15 protein-coding genes are annotated in these 23,495 nt (G+C 59.0%); 6 read left to right on the top strand and 9 right to left on the bottom strand.

What is annotated here, in order from left to right:
- Nucleotides 1–36 precede the first annotated feature (36 nt).
- Together ABIE02_RS02410 and ABIE02_RS02415 are read right to left on the bottom strand one after the other, a co-directional pair.
- Entirely contained in the window at nucleotides 37–2,073 is a 2,037-nt protein-coding gene (locus ABIE02_RS02410) for a TonB-dependent copper receptor (protein WP_336994738.1), read from the bottom strand.
- 248 nt (nucleotides 2,074–2,321) lie between these two features.
- Nucleotides 2,322–3,218: a diguanylate cyclase gene (locus ABIE02_RS02415; RefSeq protein ID WP_336994739.1), complete on the bottom strand. Its 897-nt coding sequence runs from the start codon at nucleotides 3,216–3,218 to the stop codon at nucleotides 2,322–2,324.
- A gap of 347 nt (nucleotides 3,219–3,565) precedes the next feature.
- On the opposite strand from ABIE02_RS02415, the gene ABIE02_RS02420 reads away from it, so the two are divergent.
- Nucleotides 3,566–4,012, top strand: coding sequence for a DUF441 domain-containing protein (locus ABIE02_RS02420; protein ID WP_032617676.1), 447 nt, complete (start codon nucleotides 3,566–3,568; stop codon nucleotides 4,010–4,012).
- On the opposite strand, the gene ABIE02_RS02425 is transcribed toward ABIE02_RS02420, so the two are convergent.
- Entirely contained in the window at nucleotides 3,996–4,784 is a 789-nt protein-coding gene (locus tag ABIE02_RS02425) for an AraC family transcriptional regulator (RefSeq protein ID WP_059309122.1), read from the bottom strand. The genes ABIE02_RS02420 and ABIE02_RS02425 overlap by 17 nt on opposite strands.
- A gap of 99 nt (nucleotides 4,785–4,883) precedes the next feature.
- Here ABIE02_RS02425 and ABIE02_RS02430 point away from each other — a divergent pair, with 99 nt between their 5' ends.
- Complete coding sequence (locus ABIE02_RS02430) at nucleotides 4,884–6,071, top strand: CynX/NimT family MFS transporter (protein ID WP_336994740.1); 1,188 nt, start codon at nucleotides 4,884–4,886, stop codon at nucleotides 6,069–6,071.
- 8 nt (nucleotides 6,072–6,079) lie between these two features.
- Here the strand turns inward: ABIE02_RS02430 and ABIE02_RS02435 are convergent, their stop codons facing one another.
- Complete coding sequence (locus tag ABIE02_RS02435; RefSeq protein WP_032617674.1) at nucleotides 6,080–6,790, bottom strand: CTP synthase C-terminal region-related (seleno)protein; 711 nt, start codon at nucleotides 6,788–6,790, stop codon at nucleotides 6,080–6,082.
- A 138-nt stretch (nucleotides 6,791–6,928) separates the two neighbouring features.
- On the opposite strand from ABIE02_RS02435, the gene ABIE02_RS02440 reads away from it, so the two are divergent.
- On the top strand, nucleotides 6,929–7,273 hold the full coding sequence (locus ABIE02_RS02440) for a DUF488 domain-containing protein (RefSeq protein ID WP_150870574.1): 345 nt from the start codon (nucleotides 6,929–6,931) through the stop codon (nucleotides 7,271–7,273).
- Between the two features lies 1 nt (nucleotide 7,274).
- On the opposite strand, the gene ABIE02_RS02445 is transcribed toward ABIE02_RS02440, so the two are convergent.
- Complete coding sequence (locus tag ABIE02_RS02445; RefSeq protein ID WP_032617672.1) at nucleotides 7,275–7,580, bottom strand: hypothetical protein; 306 nt, start codon at nucleotides 7,578–7,580, stop codon at nucleotides 7,275–7,277.
- Nucleotides 7,581–7,934: 354 nt separating this feature from the next.
- On the opposite strand from ABIE02_RS02445, the gene ABIE02_RS02450 reads away from it, so the two are divergent.
- A complete protein-coding gene (locus ABIE02_RS02450; RefSeq protein WP_059308207.1) occupies nucleotides 7,935–8,963 on the top strand; it encodes a sensor domain-containing diguanylate cyclase in 1,029 nt (342 codons plus the stop codon).
- 44 nt (nucleotides 8,964–9,007) lie between these two features.
- Nucleotides 9,008–9,106, top strand: a complete 99-nt coding sequence (locus ABIE02_RS02455; protein WP_032617670.1) for a YoaK family small membrane protein — start codon at nucleotides 9,008–9,010, stop codon at nucleotides 9,104–9,106.
- Nucleotides 9,107–9,233: 127 nt separating this feature from the next.
- On the opposite strand, the gene ABIE02_RS02460 is transcribed toward ABIE02_RS02455, so the two are convergent.
- A complete protein-coding gene (locus ABIE02_RS02460) occupies nucleotides 9,234–9,482 on the bottom strand; it encodes a GlsB/YeaQ/YmgE family stress response membrane protein (protein ID WP_032617669.1) in 249 nt (82 codons plus the stop codon).
- Between the two features lie 361 nt (nucleotides 9,483–9,843).
- On the opposite strand from ABIE02_RS02460, the gene yncL reads away from it, so the two are divergent.
- A complete protein-coding gene (yncL, locus tag ABIE02_RS02465) occupies nucleotides 9,844–9,936 on the top strand; it encodes a stress response membrane protein YncL (protein ID WP_071886459.1) in 93 nt (30 codons plus the stop codon).
- 36 nt (nucleotides 9,937–9,972) lie between these two features.
- On the opposite strand, the gene ABIE02_RS02470 is transcribed toward yncL, so the two are convergent.
- The 3 genes from ABIE02_RS02470 to ABIE02_RS02480 form a co-directional block, all read right to left on the bottom strand.
- Nucleotides 9,973–10,236, bottom strand: coding sequence for a hypothetical protein (locus ABIE02_RS02470; protein WP_032617668.1), 264 nt, complete (start codon nucleotides 10,234–10,236; stop codon nucleotides 9,973–9,975).
- Nucleotides 10,237–10,401: 165 nt separating this feature from the next.
- Nucleotides 10,402–13,092, bottom strand: a complete 2,691-nt coding sequence (locus ABIE02_RS02475; protein ID WP_336994741.1) for a sulfotransferase — start codon at nucleotides 13,090–13,092, stop codon at nucleotides 10,402–10,404.
- A complete protein-coding gene (locus ABIE02_RS02480; protein WP_429211235.1) occupies nucleotides 13,089–23,447 on the bottom strand; it encodes a beta strand repeat-containing protein in 10,359 nt (3,452 codons plus the stop codon). Before ABIE02_RS02480 ends, ABIE02_RS02475 begins: the two co-directional genes overlap by 4 nt.
- Between the last annotated feature and the right edge of the window lie 48 nt (nucleotides 23,448–23,495).

Consider the following 23,495-nt stretch of genomic DNA (forward strand, 5'->3'; position numbering starts at 1 on the left):
CACCGCCGGTCACTGACCGGCGGTGTTACGTTAGCCTCAGAAGGTGACGTTCATTTTCGCCCAGACGGTGCGGCCAGGCTCATTCACCGGGGTATCAGAGGAGTAACCAAAGCTGCTGTTCCCCGCCAGGTTTAGATGTTCGCTGTAGTCCTTATCCAGCAGGTTATCCACCCCGCTGCTCAACTTCAGGTACTGATTCACCTTCCAGGATGCGTTGGCAGAGAAGATCGCAAACCCGGCGCTCTGATCGAAATCTTTCCCGACCACGTTACCTTCGTTCATCGCCACCCGATGTTGTGGGCTGACCATACGCAGCAGCCCGGTAGAACTCCAGTCGCCCTTCTCCCATGTCAGGCCAAGACGCGCTTCCAGCGGCGGCATTTGCGGCAGCGGCTGGTGATCGTCGGTGTTCTGGCCCCAGGAGTAGTTAAGGGTCGCGTCGGTTTTCCACCGGTCGCTCAGCTTATACGTAGCCCCCATCTCGCCGCCCATGATGGTAGCATCGACGTTGTCAGCCTGGCTGACGTGGCTGTCGTCCGGGTCGTAGATAAACAGGATATAGTCGTTGATGCGCCCGACGTAGGCCGAGATCCAGCCGGTGGTGCGCTCGCCTTTGTACTGGGCACCGATATCGAGCTGGGTGGTTTTCTCCGGTTTCAGATGATCAAACACGTCCGACGTACCATCTGGCCCGTAGGTGGGTGAAAACAGTTCCCAGTAATCCGGGAAACGATCGGTATAGCCCAGCCCGGCGTAGACCATGCCCGGCATGGTGCCCAGATTATGCTCCACGCGCAAAAAGCCCGCCGGGAGGATATCTTGCCGGCTGTCGCTGCCGATGCCGGTGTAGTTATCCACCTCGACCTTATCGAGACGCGCCCCCCCGATCACTTTGCTTAACTCGGTCGCATTCCACGTCAGCTCGCCAAATGTACCGTAATCGTGGAAGCGGGCATCTTCCTGCCAGCCTTTATCCTCGTCATCGTCGTTACTGCGGTGGGTGTTGGTTTGCATGTCCACCCCGCTCTGCAGCTGGAAATCTGACCACAGCCAGGTGCCCATTATCCTGCCGCCGACGGTACGGCGATCGACCTGTTTCTCCATCGGCATCGACATGTCCATCGACCCCATCGACATCCCGTTCATGGCGTCAGGATCCGGGGTGCCAGGAGAGCGCATGGAGTAGTTATCCATGATGTGGTTGGCGTAGTTGTAGTAGATGCTCGCATCCAGCGAGTCGAAGACTTTACCGATATTCTCTTTCTTAAAGCGCAGGCCCAGACTTTCCCGCTTGAACTGGGAGCCGTCCATACCACGCCCGGCGTAGCTGGCGTCGCCATTGCCCTGCCCGGCGGACAGCTCCAGCAGCGTGTCGGCATCCGGCGTCCAGCCGATGGCGAGATCGGTGTTCCACTTGTCCCACTTCGAGGCCACGCGATCGCCGTTGCCGTCTTTGTAATCACCTGACTTCGATTTATTCCCATTCAGACGCACATAGCCCTGATCGTTACCAAAGCTGACGTCGGCATTCTCATCGAAGCGATCGTTTGAGGCAGCAAGGAAGCTGGCATCGCCCTTAACGCCCGCGCTGTCAAAGCGCGGCGGTTCACGCTCGAAGCGCACCGTCCCGGCAGAGTTGCCCGGCCCCCAGAGTACGGTTTCCGGCCCTTTAGTCACCGTCAGGAGATCGTAGCTTTCCGGCGAGATGTACGAGCTTGGCGCATCCATCCGCGACGGACAGGCACCGAGCATCTCGCTGTCGTTGGTCAGCAGGCGCAAACGCGAGCCGAACATGCCACGAAACACCGGATCGCCGTTGCTGCCGCCGTTACGGATCTGACTGAAGCCGGGAATGGTTTTCAGGTAATCGGAGCCATCGCTGGCCGGTACGGGCTGCCGCGGGGTTTTCGGTGAGGTCACCACGTTAAGCGGAGAGAGCACGGGCGCCGTCACGGTGATCACATCCTGATCGTCTACGGGCGCGCTGGTAGGTTCTGTCGCCATCGCGGAGCCGGAGATCGTCATCAGCAATGACAGGGCCAGCGGATGGGGAGCAAAGCGTACTTTTTTCATTTCTGAGCCTGAGCAAGGGGTTTCGTGGAGTACCGCCGTAAAGTGAATCCTTTCGCTAACGAAAGCAGGTGACGAGCAGGCACGTAAATCAGGGTCAAAATATTGCCGGGCGAAGCGGGAGGGAACAACGCTGGATGAAGAGAATAAGAGGAGCAGAAACAGTTGAAATTTTAAGAATGATGATATGGGCGCAACTCACGCCCTGACGCCATAATTAAGCCAGTTAACCGCTCACTGGCTTATTCTCTCTAATCGCAAAACTTTTGCGTTTGCAATTGCCGGTTAATCAGTTGGGAACAATTTCGGCCGCTTTTCTTGCCGGTATATAACGCAATATCTGCCCGCTCCAGCACTTCCCGGAGCGACTCTCCTTCATGAATGCGCGTTAATCCGCCGGTGAAGGTAACACGAATGAGATGTTCCCCGGCGATAGTTTCAAGCCGGGCAATGTCACGGCGCAGGCGTTCGGCAATGGCCACCGCATCCTGATCGTTGCTGGCATGCAGAACAACAATAAACTCTTCACCTCCATAGCGATACATCGATTCAGAGCGCCGAATATTATTGCTGATATTCAGGGCCAGCGAACGCAGAACAATATCCCCGTTAAGATGGCCGTAATTATCATTCACTTTCTTAAAGTGATCGATATCCAGTAATAATAAATAGAGGCCATCCGCGCCCAAATCTTTATTCATGCTGGCGAAGGACTCATCGAGAATGCGTCGCAGCGGCAGGCCGGTTAGCGCGTCATAACTGGTACGCAGCTGCAGCAGGTGAACTTTATAGTGGGTAAGGGCTTCGGTAAACGCCAGCAAGGATTCTTCGAAAAGGTTAAAAACGTCATTGGTCTGACGATGCTGTTCAATGGCGGAAATAAGATTACGGCACGCCTGATGAACGCGAATATGTTTTTTGTTAATATCCAGTAAAAAATTAGTGTCTTCCCGCTCTTCCAGTAAACAGGTATTCAACCAGTGGCCAAACTCGCAATGCAGGTGGGCTTCGTCACTGCTTATCTCAGGTAAATCGACATTACGACTGTCGATAAATCGTAATATTTTTACTAACCATCTAAAGTGCGCATCTGTGGATTGATTCAAACTGCGAACAGTATCATCAATTTCTTTAAACTTTCTGTTCACAGAACCCTCCATGACAATAAATTAATAACAACCAAAATCATAATTGATTAAAACTCAAAAAATGTCAGCGAATGAAAACATTATATAGCAGCCTACTAATAAAGATATGGAATGATTGTTTCCAATTATCTGTCAACGGGCTTTCACGGTTTAAACGGTTTAAGAGATAAACGAGGTTTAAGGGAGCTAGAGGATTAAGGGCAGCGTAGGCCGGGAAAGGCCATATCGCTCAGCGTCTTCAGGCAATCGCCCAAATCAGACATTTTTTTGTAGAAAAGCCTTTTTACCGGCGTGCCAGGGCGTAAAGTAAGCAGGCTTACTTTTTTTATTTTGGCAAGGAATACAATATGTTTGACCCTACCCTGCTCATTCTTCTGGGCCTGGCGGCGCTGGGATTTGTCAGCCACAACACCACGGTGGCCATCTCTATCCTGGTGCTGATCATCGTCCGCGTAACGCCGCTCAGCAGTTTTTTCCCGTGGATCGAAAAGCAAGGCCTGACCGTCGGGATTATTATCCTCACCATCGGCGTGATGGCACCGATTGCCAGCGGCACCCTGCCGGCCTCCACGCTGATCCACGCCTTTATGAACTGGAAATCGTTAATTGCCATCGCCGTGGGTGTGTTTGTGTCATGGCTGGGCGGGCGCGGCGTCACGCTGATGAGTTCCCAGCCTACACTGGTGGCCGGCCTGCTGGTGGGCACGGTGTTGGGGGTGGCACTGTTCCGCGGTGTGCCGGTCGGCCCGCTGATTGCCGCCGGGCTGGTATCGCTGTTTATCGGGAAGTCGTAGCCAGACTGGCAATATAGCGCGCGGGAGTCTGACCCAGCCCCTTTTTAAACATTGTGATAAACGCGGTGGTGGAGTCATAACCCAGCTCCTGGGCCACCTGCTGCACCGACTGACCGCGGATCAACCCCTGCAGGGCCACGATCAGCTGGAGCTGATGCCGCCAGCGGCGAAAGCTAAGCCCGGTTTCACTCACCACCAGCCGGGCAAGATTGCGCTCACTCATCGCGAAATGGTGCGCCCACTGGTGCAGCGTCTGCCGTTCCGCCGGGGATGCGGCCATGGTATCACTCATCAGGCGAATTTTAGGGTGCGAGGAGACCGGCAGCTGCAGCTGCTCCTCCGGCTGACGGGGCAGTTCATCAAACAGCACCTCCACCAGCCGCCGGGTAGCGGGCTCATGGTGTCCCGGGCTGCGTTCCGCCAGGGTCAGAATCAGCTCCCGCACCAGCGGTGAAATTTTTAGCGTGCAGCAGCGATCCGGCAAGGTGACGGCTCCGGGCTCGATAAATAAAAAACAGAGCCGGGCGCTGGGTGTGGCCTTATTGCTGTGCGGCAATTGCCCGGGGATCCAGACCGCAAACTGCGGCGGCACCATCCACATCGCATTTTCCACCTCGCAGGTGATCGCCCCATGCAGGGCAAGGATCAGCTGCCCTTTCCGGTGTTGATGCAGGGGGATGCGCTGCTCGTCTGCCACCACGCGCACGTGAAACGCCACTGCGGCGTCATGCTGGCTGTCGGGATCGTAGCCTTCAAGGCCCAGGCCTATCATCATGTTGTCCGATATTAGCGATAATCTGTCATTTTAGCTTGATTTCAACCGGCCTGAAAATGCGTATCCTGTGGATTCATTTCGATGTAAGAGAAAACAATGACTATTGCCCTTTCACCTGCCGGTAAACAGCGTGCGCTGCTGATTGCCGGGATCCTGCTGATTGCCACCTCGCTGCGGGTGACTTTTACCGGTGCTGCACCGCTGCTGGATGCCATCCGCACTGATTATGCCCTGACCACTGCCCAGACGGGGCTGCTTACTACGCTCCCGTTGCTGGCCTTTGCGTTGATCTCGCCGCTGGCGGCCGGTCTTGCCCGCCGCATCGGCATGGAGCGCAGCCTGATGATCGCCCTGCTGCTGATCATCGCCGGGATCGCCCTGCGTTCCCTCCCCTCTGCCGCGCTGCTGTTTGGCGGCACCGCGGTGATTGGCTGCGGGATTGCTCTTGGTAACGTGCTGTTGCCGGGGCTGATCAAGCGTGATTTCCCCGGCCAGGTGGCGAAACTGACCGGGGCGTACTCCCTGACGATGGGGGCAGCCGCGGCGCTTGGTTCGGCGCTGGTGGTGCCGTTTGCCCTGAGCGGCGCAGGCTGGCACGGTGCGCTGTTGATGCTGATGGTATTCCCTCTGCTGGCGTTGCTCCTGTGGCTACCGCAGTGGCGCCAGCGCCCTGCCGGATCGCTGAGCGGCTCGCGTGCGCTGCAAAGCCGGGGCATCTGGCGCTCGACGCTGGCCTGGCAGGTGACGCTGTTTCTGGGGATCAACTCGCTGATTTACTACGTGATTATTGGCTGGCTGCCGGCGATCCTGCAAAGCCATGGTTACAGCGAAACCGAAGCCGGTTCCCTGCACGGGCTGCTGCAGCTGGCAACCGCCGCGCCGGGCATTGTGGTGCCGCTGATCCTGCTTCGGCTGAAGGATCAACGTGGCGTAGCCGGACTGTCGGCGATGATGTGTGCGGTGAGCAGTGCGGGGCTGTGGTTTATGCCGGATCTGGCGGTGATGTGGACGCTGATTTTTGGCTTCGGATCCGGGGCCACGATGATCCTCGGCCTGACGTTTATTGGCCTGCGCGCCAGCTCGGCACATCAGGCCGCGGCCCTTTCCGGGATGGCGCAATCGGTGGGCTACCTGCTGGCCGCCTGTGGGCCGCCGCTGATGGGCAAAATCCACGATGCCAACGGTGACTGGCGCATCCCGCTGCTGGCCTGTGGACTGGTATCAGTGGTAATGGCCATCTGTGGGATCCTTGCCGGACGCGATCGGGAGATCACCTCCGGCTAAGCCAGCTTTTAGTACTTCTGTGCGGCGCGAAGCAGAGCCTGCACCAGCGGGGCTGGTCGGCCCGCCAGCGCAGCACGTTCATGCTGGAACAGTGTGGCGACAAAGAACGGGTGCGTCACCAGCTCTACGGCGCGGATCTCACCCTGCGCGTCCCAGCCGGTGACGCGCATATCGCCCTTCTCCAGCGCCTGCGCGAACTCAGGCGAGACGCCGTAATTGCAGTGATAACCCTCTTCGATCTCTTCCTGACCATAGGCTCTGGCAATCAGGGTGTTGGCGCGCAGTTCAATAGCGTCGCTGACTTCGACCAGCGAGCAGGTCAGCGGGGCAATCACCATGCGGCCTTCGGTATCGGTCTCCGCGTGCGCCGCATCCTGCCAGCCCAGGGCGTTACGGGCATACTCAATTAACGCATGCTGGAAGCCACCGCAGGTGCCGAGAAACGGCACGCTGTTTTCGCGGGCATAGCGTGCCGCAATAAACGCGCCTGCAGCATTTTTATAGGGGCTTGCCGGAACCAGCCAGATAGCGTCGTAGCCCACCAGATCTTCCGGGCTGGTTAATTCGGTGGTCGCCAGCCAGTCGTAGTCGGCTGTGATCTCCAGCACCGCTGCGGCATCATCAATGGCCAGCGGGATCGCCTGGTGAGCCAGCACGTCAGGATTGTAGTCACCAACCAGCGCAATTCGGAGGGTATTTTTTACCGCGGAGAGTTCCATAGAGAGATCCTTATGCCAGACAAATATCAAGTAACATAAGGCGCCTCAGACTACCGATCTTCCATTGATATCACAACACCTTAAAATAAGTGGGCGAAAACAGCTTAGCGTTACAGCGACAGGAAAAGGAGCGGGAAAATGATTACATGTAAACGACTGTATGACGAGGCCACTCAAGCGGATGGCTACCGGATCCTGGTGGACCGGCTCTGGCCGCGGGGGGTAAAAAAGGAGGCGTTATCCTGCGACGAGTGGTGTAAGACTCTGGCCCCCTCCAGCGATTTGCGCAAAGCGTTTCACAGCGAGACGATAGACTTTGCCAGCTTCAGCGAGGCCTATCGTCAGGAGCTTGTTCTGCATCAGGATGAAGGACGGCGCATTGCCCGCCTTGCAGACGAACAGACCGTGACGCTGCTATATGGGGCGAAAGACCGGCAGCAGAATCACGCGCAGGTGTTAGCCGACTGGCTGCGTCAGCTTTGAATCAATCCAGCATCAAGGCGTCGAGGGTTTCTGGCGCCTCTTCAGGCGTGAGCGGCATCAGATGTTCAGGGCGTACAAACGCAAAGCCCAGCTGGTTATCAAACGAAAACACATCCCCGGTTACCAGCCACAAGGCCCGCTCTGCGCCTGGCGGCAGTTCTGTCACGATCCCGTTGACGGGGTTCAGAAAACGCTGCCCCGGCTGGCAGAGGCTGAATAACTCAACGGATTTTCCGATATTGCGACGCCCAGCTGGCGTGCGGGCACCGATAATCATCGCCAGGCTGCCCGGGTTTAACTGAAACATATGTCCTCGTAATTGGCTGCTGAATACATAGGAATAATCTTAGTGCGAAGTGTATCTCAGCCAAAACGCCGTGTCACCAGGGTGAAGGGGTGATCCTTTCTCCATTATTTCTTCATCATGAGGCCATGTTTCAATGCCAGAATGGCGCTGTTCTCACCTTGACCAGAGAACATCATTCCTTAATCAAGATGTATTTCCCCGGCCCGTGCCGGGGCTTTTTTTTACCCGCCAGAATTTGCTGTTCCGCGCCTGAATATATGAAATGTTGTTAAATCGTGTTCTACTACCCGCAGTCGAATCTTTCAGCAATACAGACAGGTACAGAGGTCTTCTGTAGGGGAGTTGTGCAGCGTCATGTCGGATATTATTCTTGCCCGTGTTTCAGAAACGCTCAGCACTGAGCAATCGCTTGAGAGCCTGGTGCGTCAGTTGCTCGAAATGCTTGAAGTGGTCACCGACATGGAGTCGACCTACCTTACCAAAATCGATATCAATGCCCGCCTGCAGCATATTCTGTATGCCCGAAACAGCAAAAAGATGGAGATCCCGGAGGGGCTGAGCGTTCCCTGGGGCGAGACCCTGTGTAAGCGGGCGATCGATTCCAACTGTTTCTTCAGCAATAACGTGGCCGAACACTGGGACGACTGTGATGCAGCACACGCGCTGGGCATCACCACCTACATGAGCATACCCATTCATCTGACGGATGGTACCCTGTACGGCACCCTGTGCGCCGCCAGTTCCAGCAAGCATCAACTGAGCGAACGCGGCGAGCACGTCTTAAAGCTTTTCGCCGGACTTATCGCGCAGTACATCGAGAAGGAGTCGCTGGTCAGGCAGCTGCGCGAAGCCAACGCCGCGCTGATCGCTTACTCCTATACCGATGCCCTGACCGGCCTGCCGAACCGCCGCGCCATCTTCGAGAACCTCACTACCCTCTTCTCGCTGGCGCGCCATCTGAACCGCAACGCCATCATCGCCTACATCGATCTGGATGATTTTAAGTTGATTAACGATCGCTTTGGGCATGAGGCGGGCGATCGGTTTCTGGTTGAGGTGGGCAAGCGCCTGAATGATGGACGCGGCGACGATGATATCGTGGGCAGACTCGGCGGCGACGAGTTTCTGGTGGCCTGCCTGAGTCAGGATCGGGAGAGCGCCGAGCAGACCTCATTAACCCTGGTGAGAACGCAGCTGAGCGCGCAAATTGCCGGTGAGTACTGGCTGGGAGATCTGCATCTTGTCTATCCGGGCGCCAGCCTGGGGGTAATTGAGGTGGATCCTGCCGAAATAGATGCCGACAGCGCGCTGCGGGCAGCCGATGCCGCCATGTACAGTGATAAGAAAGGCAAACTCAAAACGCCCTTTCTCAATATTGATTAACCCCGTACACTTGACGGGTTTTGCATTTCAGGACAGGTGGTAGCATGCGGCTTGGTATTCTGTTCCCGATCGTGATTTTTATCACGGCGGTCATCTTTTTAACGTGGTTTTTTGTCGGCGGTTACGCTGCGCCTGGGGGATAAGTGAGAAAAACAACCATTATAATGTTGATTGTCGCCATCGCAGCCGTCGCCGGTAGCCAACTGGGCTGGTGGTAAACGATGCAAAAAGACCGCCACTTTAGGCGGTCTTTTTGTCTGAAGCGTCGGTTTAGCTTCTGACTTTACGGTAGATAAACAGCACAACCAGTGCACCAATCACCGCGACCATGAAGCTGCCGAAGTTGAAACCATCAACTCTGCCGAAACCGAAGAGGGTACTGATCCAGCCGCCCACGACGGCACCGATGATACCCAGTATGACCGTAACGATGAATCCACCGCCATCTTTGCCCGGCATGATCCACTTAGCCAGAATACCCGCGATAAGCCCAAAGATAATCCAGGATATGATTCCCATAGCTGCTTTCCTCTCTGTATGGTTTTTGTCGTCAAATCAAATACACACAAAGCTTAGCACAGGATTCAGAATTGCAAGTTTGTGATACCCATCACGAGAGAAATTTAAGAAAAAAGTGAGAAACCGGCCTTCCGCACAAAAATTGGGGTTGTAATCGTTAATGAGAAACATTATCTTTCTCAACACTGAATAGTTGAGCAAATCACTCAGGTATTCAGTACGACATTGCTCACATTGCTTCCAGTATTTCTTGCCCACTTTATGTGGGCTTTTTTTGCCCTGCCCGCGTGATTTGATCGTTCCGCTATTTGCTATTACGCTTATCAGCACATTTCATTCATAGCCAGAATGGTGTTGAGACATGAACGTTTCCAGTAGATTCGTGATCTGCATTAATCTTGTTTGTGCCAGTTCGTTATTGTTGATTCTTTCTGACAAATTTAACTGGTTTTAACGTGAGCAGGCCCGGCATTCCGCCGGGTACTTCCTTCTAGTCGTCCCCTTCGATCAAAAACCCGGCCCGGCGTATCGCCTCTTTGCAGTCCGTGACGCCTGCGGCGTAGCCCGCTTCGATATCGCACACCGGGCTGGCGCTGGTATAGGGGAGTTTCACTTCCGTCGCTAACCGCTGTTTCAGCCGGGCGTTCTCCTGGCGCAAGGAGAGCAGCTCGGCGGCAAGTTCCGCCAGCGTCGCTGGTGTCAGCGTGGAGACGTCCCCTGCACGCAATCGTTGAAGCCATGCTTCGTCAATCATGGTCTCTCCTCCATGGTCTTGCATCATAGTGCCTATAAAAAAACGGAAGCCTGTTGGCTCCCGTTTTAGTCTAACCCGGAAACCGGATTACCTGTTCGCAGTGATCGCCCCTGCCCTACTTTTAGGGGCGTGGCGGGCACCCGTGACTGCGAATCCCGATGCTCATTAATACGGTGCCGTCGCGGAGGTGCGAATGGAAAAGCCCAGAGGAAGGGCATCCTCCTGGTCAATATCCATTGCGCTCGCCACGCTGTCATCCGTACCAACGCGGCCCGCTCTTAACGCCTGTGCTTTTTCCGGCTGCTCCGCTAATTCGTATGCCTGCGCCAGATCGCGTCGCCAGTTGAGATTCCACGGGCATGCCTCGTATCCCTTTTCCATGTGCACAATACCCTCAGCCAGATGCCCTTTACGCACGTATATCAGGCCCACCATAAACTGCGCGGTAGCGTGTTCGGGCACGTGGTGCAGCAGGCGTTTAAAGAGCATCTCGGCTTCATCAAGCTTCCCCTGACGATAGCGCGCTATACCCTCGCTTTGCATACCCGGCACTGGCAGGCTCACCATCTCAACAGGCTCATGCACGATCTTCGCATTCGTTCCTGCAATCAGCGGCGCCAGAAAGTCCGCGTAACGCCGCCAGCGTTCACGCGCCGTCTGATAGATAGGCTGACGCACTTGCCAGACACTGGCTGTCTTGACCGGCCTGTCCAGTTCAGAGGTATCGAGCACCTGCGGTTCCCATTGCACCCCCACATAATCCAGCATACGACGCGCCTCTCGCTCCGGCTCAGAGACCACGTCCTCATAGCGCACCTCGAGAATGTCACCCGGGAACAGCTGGTTCCAGTGGTGCATCATCAGGTTGTGGTCAGCCAACTGTTCACCGATCCACTGCAGGTCATAGGCGAAGCCCATCCCACCGTGTCTGGCCGCGTAGTCGGTAAAGTAGTTGGAGATAGCGATATCGCGCGGATCACGTCGCACTGAGATTATCCTCGCGTTCGGGAACAGCAGTTTGATAAGACCAATGTTCTCGAAATTGTGCGGTAGCTTATCCACCACATGCCGGATCTCGGCCGCGTTTTCTGGCAAGGTTTCCCGCAGTTCCTTGAGCAGGCTGGCGGTGATACCTGCGACGTCATCCGCAGTCAGATCGTCCACACAGTCCGGGTAATGGCGTCCTGACCCCGTATGACGCTCCCAGCGTTCCAGGCGGGCGATCGTACTGGGGATCACCCCCAGTTCGCCCGCGCCGTGGATTTGGCTGTGTCCCGCCAGAATCTGTTCGACCAGGGTAGTACCGGAACGCGGCATACCCAGTACAAACACGGGCAGCGTTGAATCATTGCCGATGCTGCGTCGGTGCTCGTAGAGCGAACGGCTGAAAGCATGACGGATACGCGCGCTGCCTTGCCGGTGTGCAACCGGGTCGTAGCGTAGCAATGCGCGGCTGGCGGCATTGGCTTCGTTTGCCAGGGTGAAGGCTTTGGTGTAGTCCTTGCGCTTTTCCCAGGCTGCCGCAAGTTGCAGCAGCAATCCAGGCTGCACCGGGCCGAACAGGCCAGGTTGTCGCGCCAGGGTTTCCAGGCGAATCAACGTCTCTTCGTCTTGCGGAAAACGTCGGGCATTGATCAATGCTGCATGACCACGTGCCGGATCGACAGCCAAAACCTGCCCGAACAGCGCGACAGCCTCGTCGATGCGCCCCAGTTGCATATATAACTGCCCCAGCCCCTGTAGCGCGGGCACCAGGTGCGGATGGGCTTGCAGGATGTCGACGTATCGCGCCTCCGCGTCGGTGTAGTGTTGCTCCTGTGCATCCACCCCGGCGAGTGCCACTTGCGCCTGCGCCAGCCACTGGCCGATCTGCGCCGCGTCCATCTCAGGTGATGGCGTCAGCGCCCCGGCCTCCTCGATAGCCTGTTGGGCCATCTTACGTGCCAGCGCCGGATAACCCTGAGTAGCGAGGCTGGCCAGCTTCAGGCGCAACGGAAGCGTCATTTTTTGCTGTTGTCCGGCCAGATGAAGGGCACGGTTCAGTAGCGCCAAGGCCTGAGGCAGGCGCCCCTGTAACTCCGCCAGCTCAGCATGCTGTTGGTACAAATCCGTATGGTCCGGGTAATGCCACAGACCACGGCGCAGCGCATCCTCGGCCTGGGCATGGCGTCCGCGCTCGGCCAGACGCTGAGCATAACCGGTCAGCAGGCCGCAATAATCGTCCTCCGCCAGCTCAGCATGCCGTGCGTCCAGCCAGGCGTCAGCGCTGACGAAGTCATCACGGGCCAGCCACAGTTCCAGACGCAGGCCGCGCAGCTGCTGGTCGTGCAAAGCCGCCTGCGATGCGGGCCAGTGCTCCCTTTCGCCTGCCCAGAAGAGGTCAGCGGCAGCCAGCGTCTCCTCGGCCTGCGGCAACGCCTCACTTTGCAGGTAGAGGCGCAGCAGTGGCTGATAGACGGCGATACGGGGTTGCAGGCGCAGGCTGCATTCATACAGGGGGATGGCCTCCTCCCCCCGTTGATGCTGCACATAACAGGCCGCCAGACGCGCCAGCAGAAGCGCGTGGTCGGGTGCCTCTGGGCGGGTGGCTTCCAGCAACGCCTGTGCCGCGTCACATTCCCCAAGCCGCAGGTGTACGGCGGCCAGGTCGACGCGGGCGTCGACCTCCAGTGTAGCCGGGTCCAGCGCCATCAACGCCTGGCGGGCCGTCTCTGGCTGGCCCAGATGGGCCTGGGCCAGGGCCAGCAGCACCTGTTCTGCCGGTGAAATCACCGGCAGGCTATAACAGGCTTCATGCAGCGCGTCGAACTGCTGCATTTCCACCAGACGGCGTAGCAACGTCAGAGAACCTGTCATGGCATCGCCAGCCCTTGCGAGGTGAGGACGCCAGCAGGCATCGCCTGTAGATACGCCTGAGCAAACCCGTTGTCCTGATTCGGGTTCGCGGCCCAGGAGCCGTTCCAGAGATCCACGTTATTACCATCCCGATAGAATTTGCCGCTTGCGTCAACGCCTGCGACGTTATAAGAGGAAAACGAAATAGAGGATCCCGCCAGCCAATTAATGGAATTCCCACCGCGCATCCCCGACACTGCGTTGCCAAAGTCACCCTTAACTTCGCTGCCCGTGCCCACCAGCACAATCTTGTCGTCTATGCCCAGATTCTGCGCGCCCGACCACATCTCATTGCTATCCAGCCCAACCAGCGAGTGGGAATCGCTGTTGACCCGGATATAGATGGTGTACGCGGTATTGGCATCAAAGACACGCCCGTTGTGATCTGAGCTTTGGCCCGTCGTCAGGTCGAACACCACGATGGACGGATCCGCGGTCGAGGCGGAAACGGTCGTGAAATTCAGCCCCGTAGACGAACTGATACCGGCATAGTCATTGCCCGCCGTGTCGTGCAGCGCAGTGCTGTCGATCTGGACGTGGTAGTTTGCACCTGCCGCCAGGTCCGTTGTCGGGTCGATGGTCACCGTGTTGCCGCTGATGCTGACCTGCGAGCTGTCGGTGATGTCGATGACTTTGTTCTGACTGCTGTCGCTCTCATTAACGAGGGTGATATGGCCGCTGCCGGCCAGCACATCTTCGCTGAAGGTCAGCGTCAGGTTAGCGCCCGTGGCAATGCTGCCGCCATTGTCCTGCGGCGTACTGCTGGTGAGTACAGGTGCAGTGCTGTCGACCGTCAGGCCGGTGCTGTCCGCCGTCGTGGTAGACGTGTGATTCGCCGCAGTGACCGTGACGGCGACGTTGCGACCGGCTACATGGTCAAGGGCACCGGCGGTGACAGTGTATTGAGCGGTAAATTTACCGTCACCTGCGATGGCATCGCCGTGGGTGCCGTCGTCGTAAGCCGTCGCCGAGGTGCTGCCGCCAAACTGGCTGAAATCCATGGTAACGCTGGTCACGGCGCTGGTATTGGCGTCGCCGCTGGCCGAGTTGTCCCACACGGCGGTGACGGTGTCGCCGACCTTGTAGGTCATGCCATCTGCACCACCTGGCGTAGAGGTGATGGCGATGTGGGCATCGGTCACTGTCGGTAACACCGGAGCAGGACCGGCATTCAGGCCGATCTGGTAGATACCGCCCACTGCGTAGCCGCTCTTGCTGCCATCGCTGGTGTCGGCATCAAACAGCACAGAATAGGTGATGTCATAGCCGCCTGCGCCATCGGAAACGATCCGCGGGTTATACAACTGCCCGCCCTGAGGCACCGTGATACCGGTGTCGGTCACGTCACTGGTCAGCTCGCCGGTGGTTTTGGAGATAGTGACCTGGCTCAAGCCGCCGTTACCGTCAGGGAACACAAACACCAGATCGGTGCCGTTGTCGTAGGCCGTGGCCGATGCCGCCACAGAGCCATTGCCGATCCACGCCAGCTCGTCATGGAGCGTTTTGTCCATCGCGCCAACGTCCACGGCGTGATAGCTCTGGGTCCCCATGTTATGGACAGTGTTGCTCTGTATGTTGGTGGTGATCAGCGTGCCGTTGTTGTTGTAAAGCGTGACCTCCCAGGCCGCGGTGCGGTATTCCTGGCTAAAGACGGCAAAACCGCCGTCGAAAGCAATGACGTTAGTCGGCGAGCCCTGCTCGTCATTCCAGTTAACGCGCTGCCAGGTGGTGCCGCTGTCGAAACTGGTCAGCGTGCCGCTGGCGTCGAGCTTGAAGATGAAGGCACCGATAGGCGTGGTTGTCGCCGACTGACCCGGCGTGCCAATCCAGTCGTAGACCTCGGAGGCCAGCACATAGCTGCCATCGCTCAGCGCCGTCAACACACCTGGCGTCAGCTGGAATTTCATCAACTGGACGGCCGGGCTGGCAACGCCGCCGAAGTTTTGACTCGCGTCATTGCCGCCAATCAGGGTCTGCGTTCCCGGTGTAAAGCTGGATCCGCTGCCGTTGTAGTGGAAGACCGAGATGGCCTCCTGCTGGTCGGTCCCGTTGCCCATCGTCTGGTAGGCGATCGCGAAATCACCGCCATTCGCGCTGCTTTGCGCCGCAATGGTAACGCCGGAGCCTGGCGACGCCAGCGTGTCGCTGGATTGCAGGTTACCGCTGTTGTCGTAGATCGCGTAGTGGACGCTAAAGTCAGTCCAGCTAAGGGCATCCACCTGCGACCAGGCCACGACGAAGCCGCCGTTGGCCAGCGCCTTGATCTGCGTATCCAGCATGGTGTAGCCAGCGGGAATGCTGATGTCCAGGGTCTTGACGACGTTGTTGCTTGCGTCCAGCACCCTGACGACGCCGTCGTACAGCGCGCCGGTCGGATCCCAGGTGATATAGTCACCGCCGGTCTGCCGCATGTACTCGACGACCGTGTAACCGTTACTCAGCTTCTCCAGGCCGACGTTGACAATCATCTCGGTGGAGGTGTCAGTGGTGCTGCCCGAGACCATCGGAATGCCATCAAGGTTGTTGCCTGGCGCGACCTCAACGGTGACGGTCTGGCTGTTGTGGTTGCCCGCCGCATCGGTGGCGGTCACGACCAGGTTATAGCTACCGGCGACGGCGGCGCTGTTCAGCGTGACGACACCGGTGGCGGCATTAATGTCGAACCAGGCGAGGCTGTCCTGGTCCAGGCTGTAGGTGATGGCGTGGGCGTCGCTGGCATTGGCGTCGTACACCTGGGTGCCTGCCGCTGCGCCGCTGGTGAGGCTGGTGCCGTTAGCCGTTGCGCCACCGGAGATGACGGGCGCAGTGTTATCCACTGTCACGCTACTGCCGGAGATAGCGGAGACATTGCCGGACGCATCCACGGCATACGCGTGGTAAGTCCCTTCGGCCAGGCCGTTCAGGGCCAGCACGGTGCCGACGTTAGCCGCGACGGCAACGCTGTTCACCAGGTTGTCGGCAGCATTGGTGAGGCTGTTCAGATCCGTCACCGTCACGCTGTCGCTGACCAGGTATACCGTGCCCGCCTCGGAGCTCTGCACGATGACCATCTCACCACTGTTCTCCACGCCGTCCGCGTCGCTGACGAGCATGACGCCCGGCGGCGTGGTATCGACGACGTTGTAGGTGACGGTCTGCGTGGTCTGATTGCCGGCGGCATCGGTGGCGGTGACAATGAATTGCGCACCGCTGGCCTGGCCCGGGCTGGAAATCAGTGTCACCACGCCGGTGCTGGCGTTGATGCGGAAGTGCTGGGTGTCGTTCAGGCTGTAGGTGACGCCGTGCGCGTCGGTGGCGGCAGCGGTATACACGGTATCGCCAGCGACGGTGCTGTCGGTAATGTCGGCGGCTGTGGTCGCGCTGGTAAAGACAGGCACGGTGTTATCCACCACCACGCTGCGGCCGGAAATGACAGAAAGATTACCTGCCGCATCAACAGCCCAGGCGTGATAGGTGCCGTCAGCAAGGTTGGCAGCGGAGATCGATGCACTGGTATTTGCGATCACGGCCGTGCTGGCCCACTGGTCGCTGGCGGCGCCAGTAATGTCGCTGAGCTGACTGACCACGACATTGTCGTTGACCAGATAGACGGTGCCGGTTTCGGTGCTTTGCACGGTGGCCAGGCCGTCATGGTTCAGTACGACCAGGTTGTCGTAAGTGCTGCCGTCGGCATTAAATTTCTGCACGTAGAGGTGGTAACCAGAAACGCCGCTGCCAGGGCTGTAACCGTACCATGTCACCATGTATTCACCGTCTGCACCGACGGCAGTGACCTGTGGATAGAGGTCACTCGCACCGCCGGAAGCTTCCAGTCGCACCATATCGCCTACCGCGACACCGCTGGCATTGAATTTCTGCACATAGATGTCCCAATTCGAGCTGCCAATACTCATCCAGGTGACGGCGTAGCCACCATCCCCCAGCGCCGTGATGCGCGGGAATTGATCACGGTCGTTACTCGTACTGTTGTGCGGAGCGTCCAGTTGCACGGTAGCGCCCACTTTGCTGCCGTCAGCAGAGAACTGTTGTACATAAACCTTGTAATTGTAGTAGCCGTTGGTGTTGTCGTATTCCATCCAGGTGATGGCGTAGCCGCCGTCGGCCAGGGCTGCGACATACGGATAGGTATAGCTGCCACCGTTATTGGCGTTGCTTGAGCCGTCCAGTACGACAATGCCGCCGACCCTGGAGCCTGTGGCATCGAACTGCTGCACATAGGTGCTGTTGTTGTAGTTCGAACCGCTGTAGTTATAGCCGGACCAGGTGACGACATAGCCGCCGTTAGCCAGCGCCGTGATTTGTGGCAGGTTTTCGTAGCTATTACTGGTTCCCGTCGTAGCGTCCAGCATCACAGGCGTGGTGCCGTTGCCTGTGGCGTCGAACTGCTGCACGTAGATGTGATAGTCGCCGGTGGTATAGCCCTGCCAGGTTACCACATAGCTGCCGTTGTCCAGCACGGTGACCTGCGGGCTGGCGTTGCCAGAAGAGCCGGACACAGCCAGTGGCACGGTGTTGCCTACTGCAACGCCAGTGTCGTCAAAGCGCTGCACGTAAATGCCACCGCTGTTGATGGACCAGCTCACGATATAGCCGCCATCGGCAAGCGTCGCGATTTGCGGGGCGAGGTCATGTGCAGAAGCAACCCCATCAAGTTGCGCGACTGCGGATAGTGGAGTGCCGTCAGCGTTGAACGATTGCGCAAAGATGCTGCTGTAACTGCTGGTGCCGTCCTTGCCGATCCAGGCCACGGCGTAAGCCCCTGCATCATTAAGGGCGGTGACGCTGAGGATACTGTCTGAAGAACTCATGACCGTATAGGTTGCGCCTGATGCGAGCTGTACCGGATCGCCCATCGCCACACCCTGCGCGCTAAGGCGCTGGGCATAGATCCCGAGGTTGCCATTGTTGTTGCTTGCCCATGTCACCAGGAAGGTGCCGTCACCCAGCGCGGTAGTGTCATAACCGTTGAGATACGTGTTGAGGGGCGCTGTATTCAACATCACAGGCCCCGTAGAGCTTCCATCGAGTGTGACTGTGGGGGCAATTTCGTCCACATCGGTGACATTGACAGTGACGGTCTGGCGGGTTGTGTGACCGGCTGCGTCAGTGGCGACGACTGCAAAGGTGTATGCAGGCGCGTGGGCACCTTCATAGTCGGGGCTGGACTTAAAGGTGACCGCCCCCGTTACAGCGTCAATGCTGAAATACTGGGCGTCTGCGGCACCATTTTCGTCAGCCAGGCTGTAAGTGACGTGCTCGCCACCGTCGGCGGCGTCATTATCATTCGCCTGCGCAGTATAGATGGCGGTGCTGGCGGCGGTATTCTCGGCCACGTTCACCGTGGCACTGGCATAGCTATCGCTGCTGTTGCCGGTAGTGAAGCTGGGGGCCACTTCATCGAAGTTGTTAATTCCCAGCGTGACCGCCTGGCTGCTGTGGTTACCCGCCGCATCGGTGGCGACCACGGTGAAGCTGTAGCTGGCTTTGTTCTCAAAGTCCGGGTTGCCGGTCAGGGTGACCGCGCCGGTGACCGGATCGATGGTCAGCCCCGCGTCGCTGCCTGCCTGGAGCGAGAAGGTCACCCCGCCGCTGATGTCGGCGTTGTCGGTGGCCGTGGCGGTGTAGATCACCTGGCCCGCCCCGCTGTTCTCGTCGATCGCCGCAGCCGTGGTGCCGCTGGTGATGGTCGGGGCCACTTCGTCGAGGTTGTTAATTTCCAGCGTGACCGCCTGGCTGCTGTGGTTACCCGCCGCGTCGGTGGCGACCACGGTGAAGCTGTAGCTGGCTTTGTTTTCAAAGTCCGGGTTGCCGGTCAGGGTGACCGCGCCGGTGACCGGATCGATGGTCAGCCCGGCATCGCTGCCCGCTTTCAGCGAGAAAGTCACCCCGCCGCTGATGTCTGCGGTGTCGGTGGCCGTGGCGGTGTAGATCACCTGACCCGCCCCGCTGTTCTCGTTAATCGCCGTGGCCGTGGTGCCGCTGGTGATGGCTGGAGCGACTTCATCGAGGTTGTTGACAGCCAGCGTGACCGCCTGGCTGCTGTGGTTGCCCGCTGCATCTGTAGCCACCACGGTGAAGCTGTAGCTGGCTTTGTTTTCAAAGTCCGGGTTGCCGGTCAGGGTGACCGCGCCGGTAACCGGATCGATGGTCAGGCCCGCATCGCGGCCCGGCAGGAGCGAGAAGGTCACCCCGCCGCTGATGTCGGCGTTGTCGGTGGCCGTCGCGGTGTAAACGATCTGGCCTGCGCCGCTGTTCTCGTCGATCGCCGTGGCGATGGTGCCGCTGGTGATGGTCGGAGCCACCTCGTCGAGGTTATTAACAGCCAGCGTGACCGCCTGGCTGCTGTGGTTCCCTGCCGCATCGGCGGCCACCACGGTGAAGCTGTAGCTGGCTTTGCTTTCAAAGTCCGGGTTGCCGGTCAGGGTGACCGCACCGGTAACCGGGTTGATGGTCAGGCCCGCATCGCTGCCCGCTTTCAGCGAGAAGGTGACGCCGCCGCTGATATCCGCCGTGTCGGTGGCCGTGGCGGTATAAATCACCTGGCCTGCGCCGCTGTTCTCGTCGATCGCCGCAGCCGTGGTGCTGCTGGTGATGGTCGGGGCGACTTCATCGAGGTTATTGACAGCCAGCGTGACCGCCTGGCTGCTGTGGTTCCCGGCCGCATCGGTGGCCACCACGGTGAAGCTATAGCTGGCTTTGTTCTCAAAGTCCGGGTTGCCGGTCAGGGTGACCGCGCCAGTGACCGGATCGATGCTCAGCCCGGCATCGCTGCCCACTTTAAGGGAGAAAGTCACCCCGCCGCTGATGTCGGCGGTGTCGGTGGCCGTGGCGGTGTAGATCACCTGGCCCGCCCCGCTGTTCTCGTCGATCGCGGTGGCGATGGTGCCGCTGGTGATGGTCGGAGCCACTTCATCGAGGTTGTTAATTCCCAGCGTGACCGCCTGACTGCTGTGGTTGCCCGCTGCATCGGTGGCCACCACGGTGAAGCTGTAGCTGGCTTTGTTCTCAAAGTCCGGGTTGCCGGTCAGGGTGACCGCGCCGGTGATCGGATCGATGGTCAGGCCCGCATCGCTGCCCGCTTTCAACGAGAAGGTGACGCCGCCGCTGATATCCGCCGTGTCGGTGGCCGTGGCGGTATAAATCACCTGGCCCGCACCGCTGTTCTCGTCGATCGCCGTGGCGATGGTGCCGCTGGTGATGGTTGGCGCCACCTCGTCGAGGTTATTGACAGCCAGCGTGACCGCCTGGCTGCTGTGGTTACCCGCCGCATCGGTAGCCACCACGGTGAAGCTGTAGCTGGCTTTACTTTCAAAGTCCGGGTTGCCGGTCAGGGTGACCGCGCCGGTAACCGGATCGATGGTCAGGCCGGCATCGCTGCCCGGCTGGAGCGAGAAGGTGACGCCGCCGCTGATGTCCGCCGTGTCGGTGGCCGTGGCGGTGTAGATCACCTGGCCCGCGCCGCTGTTCTCGTTAATCGCTGTGGCGGTGGTGCCGCTGGTGATGGTTGGCGCGACTTCATCGAGGTTATTGATCCCCAGCGTAACCGCCTGGCTGCTGTGGTTACCCGCTGCATCGGTAGCCACCACGGTGAAGCTGTAGCTGGCTTTGCTTTCAAAGTCCGGGTTGCCGGTCAGGGTGACCGCGCCAGTGACCGGATCGATGGTCAGGCCCGTGTCGCTGCCCGCTTTCAGCGAGAAAGTCACCCCGCCGCTGATGTCCGCCGTGTCGGTGGCCGTGGCGGTGTAGATCACCTGGCCCGCGCCGCTGTTCTCGTTAATCGCTGTGGCGGTGGTGCCGCTGGTGATGGTTGGCGCGACTTCATCGAGGTTATTGATCCCCAGCGTAACCGCCTGGCTGCTGTGGTTACCCGCTGCATCGGTAGCCACCACGGTGAAGCTGTAGCTGGCTTTGTTCTCAAAGTCCGGGTTGCCGGTCAGGGTGACCGCGCCAGTGACCGGATCGATGGTCAGGCCCGTGTCGCTGCCCGCTTTCAGCGAGAAAGTCACCCCGCCGCTGATGTCCGCCGTGTCGGTGGCCGTGGCGGTGTAGACGATCTGGCCCGCGCCGCTGTTCTCGTCGATCGCCGCAGCCGTGGTGCCGCTGGTGATGGTCGGGGCGACTTCATCGAGGTTGTTGATCCCCAGCGTGACCGCCTGGCTGCTGTGGTTGCCCGCTGCATCGGTAGCCACCACGGTGAAGCTGTAGCTGGCTTTGCTTTCAAAGTCCGGGTTGCCGGTCAGGATGACCGCGCCGGTGACCGGATCGATGGTCAGGCCCGCATCGCTGCCCGCTTTCAGCGAGAAGGTCACCCCGCCGCTGATGTCCGCCGTGTCGGTGGCCGTCGCGGTATAAATCACCTGGCCCGCGCCACTGTTCTCGTTAATCGCTGTGGCGGTGGTGCCGCTGGTGATGGTCGGGGCAACCTCGTCGAGGTTGTTGATCCCCAGCGTGACCGCCTGGCTGCTGTGGTTCCCGGCCGCATCGGTGGCGACCACGGTGAAGCTGTAGCTGGCTTTACTTTCAAAGTCCGGGTTGCCGCTCAGGGTGACCGCGCCGGTAACCGGATCGATGGTCAGGCCCGCGTCGCTGCCCGGCTGGAGCGAGAAGGTGACACCGCCGCTGATGTCCGCCGTGTCGGTGGCCGTGGCGGTATAGATCACCTGGCCCGCGCCGCTGTTCTCGTCGATCGCCGTGGCGGTGGTGCCGCTGGTGATGGTCGGAGCCACCTCGTCGAGGTTATTGACAGCCAGCGTGACCGCCTGGCTGCTGGCATTCCCGGCCGCATCGGTGGCGACCACTGTGAAGCTGTAGCTGGCTTTGTTTTCGAAGTCCGGGTTGCCGATCAGGGTGACCGCGCCGGTGGAGGCATTGATGCTGAACAGCGCGCTATCGCCGGTGGTGCTCAGGCTGTAGGTAAATGGGCTGGGGTCAGTCGCGACAGCAGTCCACACCACCTGGCCTGCCCCGATGTTTTCATCCACACTGGCTGTACTGGAACTGCTGAAAACAGGAGCATGGGTGTCAATAATAAGGCTGAGACCGCTGGACGTGTCAGTAGCGGCCGCTGCGCCTTTAATCAGCAACGACTGCACCCCATCGGACAGACTGCTACTGCTGCCGAGTGTAATTCCGGCAATGACGGTGTCAAGGATGGTCTGGGTGGACGCTCCGGCATTGGCTTCCGCGCCGGAGAATGCCGCCAGCAGGAGGCCATATTTTTCACCGGCACTCAGGCCATCGGTCGCGTCATAACTGCCGCCGTTGGTTGCGATAACCGTGGTGTTCAGAATGTCATCCACACCTAACAGGTTGCTGATGGCAGCGGACGTGTCGACCACCTGCGTCGCGTTCAGGGTCGCAGGGCTGTCAGGCGTGCCGCCCATGGCTTCCTGGGCCTTGGTGTAGGCGAGGGTTGTCAACACGTTAATATTGAGAACGAGGGTGCTGTTGTCTCCGGAGATAACGCCCATGCTCCAGAGCTGAGCAGAGAGATCTTTACCCGCGCCTGTCGCTTCGTCCAGGTAGTCAGCCGCGCCGCCGCTATTGACGAGCTTAACGATAACGACGCCGCTGTAACTGCCAGCAGACACGGTTACTGAGCCGTTTGGCCCCAGCGTTCCCGTGCCAATCAACGTTTTGCCATCGGCCTGATAAATCTCGACATTCAAATCGTTACTGCTGAGCGCCGGGCCGCCGACAAAATTAAGCTGGACGGCGTTCTCTACAGCGGGTTCACCCCCACCGTTGTCGTGCTTGCCGCCATTGTCACCCCCACTGTGACCACTTGCCACGGCAACCCCGACCACGCCACCCAGTCCGAGTGCGCCGGCGAGGTAACCCGCGTAAGAATGCGACTGAGGAAGGTAGGTAATCGGATGGCCCGACCCTGCCGTGCCATTTTGCAGGCCGGATAAGATATGATCCAGCCCCGGGTGGCCTGAGGTCATGCTGGCCAGCGCATCGGGAGAACCGTGCGCATAGAACACATGACTGCCGTCGGCCAAAGCCGCCCCCTCGGTGCTGGCTGGCGTCATCACCTGGGTAGATGTGCCATCAGCAGGCAGGGTTACGCTGGTATCGCTTTGCGTAAACCAGTCCTGCAGGGTCAACGAGGTCCCATCGGCATAGTCCAGTTGCAGATCTTGTCCGTGACGCGAAGCGACTACGTCATCGGCCAGCTTTTCCTGATCATTTTCGCCCTGGCGCTTGAGCACCCGGTAAGTTTCACCCGGCGCAGCCTTGTGAATGTTGGTCTGCCCGGCCTGCAGAGTGATACGGGTTTTACCGGTATTAAGCGTATATTGGCGTGGCTTCATCTGGGTCTCGGAGTTCATTGTGTGTGTTATGTCCAATTGGGGCGAACA

This window comes from Leclercia sp. 1548, assembly GCF_050435045.1.
GTDB classification, from domain to species: domain Bacteria; phylum Pseudomonadota; class Gammaproteobacteria; order Enterobacterales; family Enterobacteriaceae; genus Enterobacter; species Enterobacter adecarboxylatus.

Bases quoted from the DNA above. Each gene is read 5' to 3' on its own strand.
- ABIE02_RS02410 (WP_336994738.1), bottom strand. From the start codon at position 2,073: ATGAAAAAAGTACGCTTTGCTCCCCATCCGCTGGCCCTGTCATTGCTG.
- ABIE02_RS02420 (WP_032617676.1), top strand. From the start codon at position 3,566: ATGTTTGACCCTACCCTGCTCATTCTTCTGGGCCTGGCGGCGCTGGGA.
- ABIE02_RS02425 (WP_059309122.1), bottom strand. From the start codon at position 4,784: ATGATAGGCCTGGGCCTTGAAGGCTACGATCCCGACAGCCAGCATGAC.
- ABIE02_RS02430 (WP_336994740.1), top strand. From the start codon at position 4,884: ATGACTATTGCCCTTTCACCTGCCGGTAAACAGCGTGCGCTGCTGATT.
- ABIE02_RS02435 (WP_032617674.1), bottom strand. From the start codon at position 6,790: ATGGAACTCTCCGCGGTAAAAAATACCCTCCGAATTGCGCTGGTTGGT.
- ABIE02_RS02440 (WP_150870574.1), top strand. From the start codon at position 6,929: ATGATTACATGTAAACGACTGTATGACGAGGCCACTCAAGCGGATGGC.
- ABIE02_RS02445 (WP_032617672.1), bottom strand. From the start codon at position 7,580: ATGTTTCAGTTAAACCCGGGCAGCCTGGCGATGATTATCGGTGCCCGC.
- ABIE02_RS02450 (WP_059308207.1), top strand. From the start codon at position 7,935: ATGTCGGATATTATTCTTGCCCGTGTTTCAGAAACGCTCAGCACTGAG.
- ABIE02_RS02455 (WP_032617670.1), top strand. From the start codon at position 9,008: ATGCGGCTTGGTATTCTGTTCCCGATCGTGATTTTTATCACGGCGGTC.
- ABIE02_RS02460 (WP_032617669.1), bottom strand. From the start codon at position 9,482: ATGGGAATCATATCCTGGATTATCTTTGGGCTTATCGCGGGTATTCTG.
- yncL (WP_071886459.1), top strand. From the start codon at position 9,844: ATGAACGTTTCCAGTAGATTCGTGATCTGCATTAATCTTGTTTGTGCC.
- ABIE02_RS02470 (WP_032617668.1), bottom strand. From the start codon at position 10,236: ATGATTGACGAAGCATGGCTTCAACGATTGCGTGCAGGGGACGTCTCC.
- ABIE02_RS02475 (WP_336994741.1), bottom strand. From the start codon at position 13,092: ATGACAGGTTCTCTGACGTTGCTACGCCGTCTGGTGGAAATGCAGCAG.
- ABIE02_RS02480 (WP_429211235.1), bottom strand. From the start codon at position 23,447: ATGAAGCCACGCCAATATACGCTTAATACCGGTAAAACCCGTATCACT.